Here is a 4886-nt window from a genome sequence, read left to right as displayed (position 1 = left end):
GAGCCTCAATGAGTCCTGACTACATGCTCACTGTCCTTGCTGCAGGGCTCGCAACCTAGCACAATGTCTCGATAGTTTTCTTGCGCTTACCCTGGGTCGTTATCCTGCTGAATATTCGATAGAGAAAGTAGCCTAGAGGCAATCTGTGAAGCACCCAGACACAGAGGTCAGCTTTTGAGGTTTAGCTGAGCCGCTGTATCTCTCGTTTGAGCCAAGAATGCTTCAAGCAGTGGTTTACCAAATTGCATTAATGATCGTGTGACCTCCTTCCCTGCTGTTTCCGGTGTACCTGCATTGAAAGGAGGTTCAGGGGTATACTCCATCATCAGTTGAGCCATTTTCGCCACCTCTTCCCCGCAAAGCAGCCCCAGTATTGTCAACCCAAAGTCGATCCCGGATGTGACACCCGCCCCAGTTACTCGATTTTGGTCAATCACAACTCGTTGGGGTACGACTTCCACACCAAGCATTGCCAGTTGATCTCGAAATGCCCAGTGACAGGTTGCTTTGTAACCTTGAATTAAACCAGCCGCCGCCAAAATTAATGAACCTGTGCATACACTTGTCACGTACTGAGCAGTTTTTGCTTGCTGTTGCAGAAAGTCCAAAATGTCAGGGTCTTTCATGGCCTCAATTTGTCCAATACCGCCTCCTGGAACACAAATCACATCCAGCGGTGGACAATCTGCAAAGGTTACGGTTGGAGTCAGGATCAGGCCTTCATTACTGACGATAGGGGCCAGAGTTTTCCAGATCAAATGCACTTGTGTATTGGGTGGAAAGGAGAGGACTTGATGCGCTCCCATGACGTCAAGCTGAACGACATCGGGATAAATGAGAAATCCAACGTGTAGTTGAGTCATTGTTCTTGGTTGTTTGAGACGTTCGACTGTGGAATGATTGTAGGGAAAGTCAGCTAATGCCAATAGTCCTCAAGTGGGTACACTTTTAGCTTATGCCTCGTTCTCTCTACCCTTTGTTTCAGGCGATCGCGACTGCACCAACCGAGCAATCCCTACGATGCCGGGTGATGGATGGTATCAGCGGATACTTTGGAGTACAGCGCTGGGGAATTTATTTATTAGACGCAGATTTTGGTTTGGCTACCGTTGATGCGAGAGGAGTATCCGATGGGTTTGTGGAGCGATATCAAAAGTTTGGTAAAGCCGTTGACCCAGTTTTAAAGTACGTCTTGGAGTACCATGCTCCGGCCCATGAAGAATTGGTTTTACCTAAAGGAGCCTGGAAACAGAGTGAGTTATATAAACGGTGCTGTTCTACCTATGACCATGAGCATATTATGACGGGGCCTCTCGTTGGGCGCGGCCAGTTAGTTGGCACAATTAATTTTGCTCGCATTGGTCATGTGCCTTCTTTTGATCAGTTGGATCTCGCGAGTCTAGGAGCAGTTTGCACCCACTTCTCTGCCCGTCTTGCTGAGCTGCGAAAACCTTCCTTGACTCCCAATCTAATTGGAAGCTGCCTTACGCCAAGAGAGCTTCAGATTGCCAATCTTGTCGCCAAAGGATTGACCAATGCAGAAATTGGTGCGGAGCTATGGATCACTCAGAATTCTGTTAAGCAAGCCCTAAAGCGCATGTTTCGGAAGTTAGAGGTTTCTGCCCGAACTGAGATGGTAGCAAAGTTGAAAGATCTACTCGAACCATAGGTAAAACTAGTGAGTCAGCGCAAAATATAGTGGATTTCACTCGGATGAAGTACACCGCGAGGATCCCCCCTGCCCCCCTTGATAAGGGAGGTACAGAGTGAAACTTAGACAGCAAGGCACCGGGGGGATCTAGAACTCAATAATTGTGCACCTCACTCCATTGAGAATCGCTATAAAAAGTCGCTGAAGCAGACGGACGAGAGATTTTGGTGAGGTTTCAGAGATTATTTACCGCCGCTTATCTTGGTCGTTACACGACTTCGCCTGCGGGGGGTGGTCTGGCAAACCAACAAACGATTAGGGATAGGTCGGTGAAACCTAGGGCTATCTACCGATAGATATAGTGGAGGGTTCGCTGATGGTGTTACAACCCATAACGCTGACCGTCTGAGACCTTCTAGCCAGATTAAAATTAGCGCAGGTGGAATTCCACTATTAAATCAAGGCCAAGATACATGGGCTTTGCCCCTTGTTTATTCTGCGTTTAATTAAGATTCCTTACTAGTTGAGTAAGAGAATTTTGCTATGCAATGACAACAGCATGGCCACAGGCTTTTGATGTAACAGGGCTGTCTGTCAAGGTAGCCCTAATTGACTAAGGTAGCAGGGGCAAGGCGGTTAGTTCGATGCCAGATCTATCCATCGCTGCACCCAAAATCAAGCCAGGAATTTTGATCATCCTTAGCGCCGCGCCTGACTGGCAGACCGAGCCGCAATTGCCCCCCGCAGATGGGTGATCGCCGTAACGAATTGGCTATCTTGCTCGGTGCCAAGGCGATCGGGGTGCATCCACAGGTCGCGCTGGTCGGCCTCGGGCGACTCGGCCACCACGTCGGGGGCAATGCCCCGGTGGTTGATGTCGGCCCCCGAGGGGGTGTAGTAGTGGGCGATGGTGACATTCAGCCCCGACCCGTCGTGGAGGCGGTTGACCGACTGCACCAGGGCCTTGCCAAAGGTTTGGGTGCCCACCACCGTGGCCCGGTGGTCATCTTGCAGCGCCCCGGTGAGCACCTCGCTGGCGCTGGCGGAGTTGCCGTTGACCAACACCACCAGGGGTTTGTCGGTAATGGCGGTGCGGTTGGCGCTGACCGCCTCCGACTGGCCCGCCCGGTCTACGGTGCGCACGATCGCCCCCTGGTCAATCCATATGCGGGCGATCGCGATCGCCTGGTCCAAAACTCCGCCTGGGTTGTTGCGCAGATCGAGCACTTAGCCCTCCACCTGCTGCTGCTCCAGGTGTTTAATCGCCTGCTCCATCTGGTCGGCGGCCTGGGCGTTAAACTCGCTCAGGCGCAGGTAGCCAATGCGCTGCCCGTCGCTTTCCCGCAGGGCCGAGGTCACCACCGGCAGATCAAGGCGGGCGCGGGTGAGGGTGAGGGCAAAGGGGGCCGTGTCGTTGCGCTGCAGCAGCAGTTCCACCGTGGTGCCCGCCTCGCCGCGAATCTGGCTGGCGGCCTCTTCCACGGTCATGCCCTGGGTGGAGGTGCCGTCGATCTGCAAAATGCGATCGCCCGGCTGCACATTGGCGGCGATCGCAGGCGATCCCTCAATCGGCTGTACTACCAGCAGCGCCTGGGTCTCGGGGGCCAGGGCCAGCCGCATCCCCACCAGCTGGCCACTGGTCTGGGTCGAAAACGCCTGAAACTCCTGGGGCGTCATAAACCGGGTATAAGGGTCATCGAGCTTCGCCAGCATCGCCTCCAGCGCCGCGTAGGCGGCATCGGGAGAGGAGTATTCCTGCCCCAGCAAGGCCTGCCGCTCCTGCACCCAGTCCACCTGGTTAAAGCTGGGGTCCACGTAGGAGCGATGGACAATCTGCCAGGCCTCGTCTAAAACGCTCTTGGGACTCTCCTGCCAGGCGGCCCAGGCCGTGGTGGTCAGCACCGGCAGCCCCATCAGCGTCAGGGTTGAGGTGAGCACCAGAGCTTTTTCGGTGGGCGAAAGGGCAGCGACGTTAGAGGACAAGGGCAAACCATCGACGACGGTGAGGCATAGCGCAGCAGTAGGGTTGAAGGGACAAGCCACAGAACGGTAGGAAGCTGAAACAGAGCCCATCGGCATTTCTAAAGATGCCAGGGCAGCGGGTCTGCTGCCGCCAGATTAGGCCGTTTAGTCTATAGACAGCTCCGAGCATAACCGTCACCTATGGCAGAGCTGTGGCAACCGTTTGACAAACCCGTGGTCATCCAGGCCGGTAGGGGAGGCTGCCCTGTGCCGCAACACCGATGCTGTGCAGTGGCGTGCTGGTGCTGACGGGCATGCTGATGGGGTTGCAACCTAAGCAGCGCGTCCCAAAGTGCCTTAATGCTGAGCCCCGATGGGGTCTGAGAAATCCGTAGAAGTCGTGTCGCTTTGACACCCCATTGCCACAGCCTTGCCATCGGCCTTTGCCACAGTGGGGTTAGTCTTTTGGAGTCCCGATCATGATCTCTGCCAAAACCCTGCGCCAGACCCATCGTTTTTTAGCGCCGATTATGCTGCTGCCCATCGTGCTGACGGTGCTGACGGGTTCCCTGTATCAGCTCGTCGATATGGCAGGCCGGGATGATGCCTTTGAATGGCTGTTAGATCTGCACAAGGGCAATTTTGGCATCATCGACCTGCAGGCGGTCTATCCCTTTCTCAACTCCCTGGGGCTGCTGGTGCTGATCGCCACGGGTATTCTCATGTGGCTACAGCCCAAGCGTCGCTTCCAAAAAAAGCTGAATTCCTAGAGTAAGGAAGCGTACAGCACCCCTCCAGCCCCCTACCGTGTACACATAAGTCTTGAAACCCTTGCGGTTAGGGCTTTTCCCTCATCCCCCAACCCCCTCTCCCAAATTCGGCTACTCAATACACACAAATGAGCCCTGAGCCAGTAACCATCCCTCAAAGATGGCCTCAAATTTCTTGAGTCCTTGGCTCAAGGGTCGAATGCCGGGTGGCGGTTGCGAGCCATATCCCGCCTATCCCCCCAGCCGTGCAATGAGCCCAGTGGCCCAAGGCAGCGAGCCTGGGGGGATGGGATTCTGCTGTTTTCGGGTTCGCCCCTGCAACGTCGGCAGCAGGTGCGTCAGGCATTGCTGTTGTGGTTCGCTAAAGGTCACCGAGGCCGAGAGGGAGTCATCCGCTCGACCGGTTTTATAGCCATCGCCAAAATCGTTAGGACATGACCGATACCCCTGAAGCGATGGCTATACGCCATTGCGCCGCCCCAGTTCTCAACCGAAGCCGAGGC

At 54.9% G+C, this 4886-nt stretch carries 5 protein-coding genes and 1 pseudogene; 2 read left to right on the top strand and 4 right to left on the bottom strand.

Features of this window, described 5'->3' with window-relative positions; genetic code table 11:
* Window positions 1–167 precede the first annotated feature (167 nt).
* A complete protein-coding gene (locus AC0QKW_RS00665; protein ID WP_473149145.1) occupies window positions 168–863 on the bottom strand; it encodes a DJ-1/PfpI family protein in 696 nt (231 codons plus the stop codon).
* A 92-nt stretch (window positions 864–955) separates the two neighbouring features.
* On the opposite strand from AC0QKW_RS00665, the gene AC0QKW_RS00660 reads away from it, so the two are divergent.
* Window positions 956–1669 carry a LuxR C-terminal-related transcriptional regulator gene (locus AC0QKW_RS00660; protein ID WP_473149144.1) on the top strand — a complete coding sequence of 238 codons (714 nt, stop codon included), beginning with the start codon at window positions 956–958 and terminating at the stop codon, window positions 1667–1669.
* A gap of 681 nt (window positions 1670–2350) precedes the next feature.
* On the opposite strand, the gene AC0QKW_RS00655 is transcribed toward AC0QKW_RS00660, so the two are convergent.
* Window positions 2351–2878: a S41 family peptidase gene (locus AC0QKW_RS00655; protein WP_473149143.1), complete on the bottom strand. Its 528-nt coding sequence runs from the start codon at window positions 2876–2878 to the stop codon at window positions 2351–2353.
* Complete coding sequence (locus AC0QKW_RS00650) at window positions 2879–3724, bottom strand: S41 family peptidase (RefSeq protein ID WP_473149142.1); 846 nt, start codon at window positions 3722–3724, stop codon at window positions 2879–2881.
* A gap of 368 nt (window positions 3725–4092) precedes the next feature.
* Here AC0QKW_RS00650 and AC0QKW_RS00645 point away from each other — a divergent pair, with 368 nt between their 5' ends.
* Entirely contained in the window at window positions 4093–4383 is a 291-nt protein-coding gene (locus AC0QKW_RS00645) for a PepSY domain-containing protein (RefSeq protein WP_473149141.1), read from the top strand.
* 111 nt (window positions 4384–4494) lie between these two features.
* Here AC0QKW_RS00645 and AC0QKW_RS00640 read toward each other — a convergent pair.
* Window positions 4495–4785, bottom strand: a pseudogene (locus tag AC0QKW_RS00640) (IS4-like element ISSysp3 family transposase); the annotation flags it as partial.
* Window positions 4786–4886: the final 101 nt, after the last annotated feature.

The sequence above is a fragment of the Pseudanabaena sp. PCC 9330 genome (assembly GCF_055795045.1).
Note: the sequence above shows the minus strand (reverse complement) of the source record. Positions and strands in the feature narration are given on the sequence as shown.